Here is a 2287-nt window from a genome sequence, read left to right as displayed (position 1 = left end):
CCCGCCGTGACCCCCCTGCTGAGCCGTGCGCAGGAAGTTCTTGTAGATCTTCTCCAGGACCGAGGGGACCGCGTAGAGGTACGTCGGCCGGAACGAGCGCAGCGCCGACGCCAGTGCCTCCCCGCTCAGATCGGCCTGGTGCCCCATCAGCAGCCCGCCGCGCACGCACAGCCCCTGGATCATCAGCCCGTAGACGTGCGAGAAGGGCAGGAACGCGAGCACGGAGCCCTGCTCCCCGCGCGGCGCCGCCGTGTGCCCCCAGCCCGTCAGCAGCGTGTCGCAGGGGCCGGCCAGATTGCGGTGGCTGAGTGCGCATCCCATGGCGTGGCCCGAGGTGCCCGAGGTGTAGGCGATGACGGCCATGGAGTCCGGCAGCACGATGCGGCGCATCGAGTCGACCGTGGCGATCGGGATGAACTCGCCCCGCGCCGTCAGCTCCTCGAGGGCGCCCGCGTCCAGCTGCCAGACGTGCCGCAGCAGCGGCAGGGAGGCACACACCGAGCCGACGGTCATGACGCCCTGCTCGTCCTCCACGAACACGGCCACGCAGCCGGCGTCCCGCAGGATCCACTCGACCTGGTCGCGCGACGACGTCGGGTAGATCGGGACGACCTCGGCGCCCACGGCCCACAGCGCGTAGCACAGGATCGTCCACTCGAACCGGGTGCGCGCCATGATCGCCACACGCTGGCCCGGCGCGATCCCCGACGCGATCAGCCCCTTGGCCACGTCCACCACCGCGTCACGCAGCTCGATCGCCGTCACCTCCTCCCAGGTCGCGGAGGCGGGGTCGGCCCGCCGGGCGAGCATCGGCCTGGCCGGTTCGCGGTCCGCCGTCTCGAAGACGCTGTCGGCGAGCCCGCCGGTCAGGGGCGCCACGGCCGGGGGAGCGAGGGCGAGGTCGCGCATGCACTGCTCCTGACGTGTACGGGGTGTGACGTTGCCGACGGGTACCGTCATCGGCGGTGCTCGAATGTAGTCGAGTCGAGACCCTTCGGGGTCGGAAAATACGGAAGTCACCACGCTGATGATCTCGGCGTGATCGGGGGACCCGGTCGGCATGACTCACATCAGTCCCGATCCCGAACCAGAACGCAGCTCCGGTCTGGAACCCGGCGGCGGCGTACCGCCGGGCGAGACCCCACCCGCGGAGAGCAGCATGCCGGAGACGCTGCCCCGGGAGACCCACAACCCGACCAAGGGCTGGGCCAAGGCCCCGCTGGCCGTGATCATCATCGTCACAGTGCTGATCGCGGCGTTCTTCCTGGCCTACGCCCTCGTCCTGATCCTCTGAGCCCCTGCCCGAAAACGGCGGGACGCCTCACGCCTGCGTCTGGCGGACGCACTCGGTGACGACGTCCCGCAGGCTCCCCGTGCGCTCCATCAGCGCGCGCTGCACCTGAGCACCGTTGCCGTCCCGCAGCAGCTCGTCGCAGGCGGACCTGGCCCGCTCCAGGTCGCCCGTGCTGTCAAGGGCCTCCTCGACGTGGTCCAGCAGGGCACGCACGACGGCTTCGGCGGGCATGCGCCGCATGGTCGCGGGGTGCAGCAGCTCGCCCGCGAGGCCGGACCGGGCGGCCTGCCAGTCGGCCAGCCGCAGCAGGCTGACACTGTGGCCGAGCGGCTCACGGCCGGCCCGCCACTCGCGCGCGGCGGTCTCGACCAGTCCGCGGACGAGCGTGGCGATCAGCACGGCCGTGCCGGAGTGCAGACAGACGTCCGAGACGCGCAGCTCCACCGTCGGGTACCGCTGCGACAGCCGCGCGTCGAAGTAGATCATCCCGTCGTCGAGGAGGGCGCCGGTGGCCACCATGTCCGCGATCAGCCGGTGGTACCGCTCGGCCGAGCCGAAGATCTCGGTCGGGCCCGCCGACGGCCAGCGCAGCCACACCCGGCTGCGGTAGCTGCTGTACCCCGTGTCCTTGCCCTGCCAGAACGGCGAGTTCGCGCTGAGCGCCCGCAGCACAGGGAGCCACGGACGCAGCCGGTCGACGACCGCCACGCCCTCGTCGTCGGATTCGACCGACACATGGACATGGCAGCCCATGACGAGCTGCTCGCGGGTGGCGATGCCGTACTGGTCCGCCATCCACTGATAGCGCCGGTTGACGCTGACGGCGGGGCTGACCGGCAGCGGTGAGGTGGCGAGCGCCGCCACGGTGCAGCCGATCTCCCCCGCGTGCCGGGCGGCCTCCTTGCGGCAGCGGACGATCATCACGTACTTGGGCATCTCCGAGAACAGCTTGAGCGGCTCCATGATGAACTGCGCCAGGCCCACCGCCATGAC

The 2287-nt window shown here is 71.2% G+C and carries 3 protein-coding genes; 1 reads left to right on the top strand and 2 read right to left on the bottom strand.

The window, feature by feature from the left end:
• Window positions 1-909, bottom strand: a 909-nt coding sequence (locus ABT116_RS43050) for an AMP-binding protein (RefSeq protein WP_351646190.1), incomplete at its 3' end; no start/stop codon positions are given.
• A 151-nt stretch (window positions 910-1060) separates the two neighbouring features.
• Here ABT116_RS43050 and ABT116_RS43045 point away from each other — a divergent pair.
• The gene (locus tag ABT116_RS43045) at window positions 1061-1294 is read left to right on the top strand and encodes a DUF6480 family protein (RefSeq protein ID WP_351646188.1); all 234 of its coding nucleotides are present in this window, start codon (window positions 1061-1063) and stop codon (window positions 1292-1294) included.
• 27 nt (window positions 1295-1321) lie between these two features.
• On the opposite strand, the gene ABT116_RS43040 is transcribed toward ABT116_RS43045, so the two are convergent.
• Window positions 1322-2287, bottom strand: a 966-nt coding sequence (locus tag ABT116_RS43040; RefSeq protein ID WP_351646186.1) for a glutamate--cysteine ligase, incomplete at its 5' end; no start/stop codon positions are given.

This window comes from Streptomyces sp. NPDC002130, assembly GCF_040296465.1.
Taxonomy (GTDB): Bacteria; Actinomycetota; Actinomycetes; order Streptomycetales; family Streptomycetaceae; genus Streptomyces.
The sequence above is the reverse complement of the archived record's forward strand: the minus strand, read 5'-3'. Positions and strand labels throughout refer to the sequence as shown.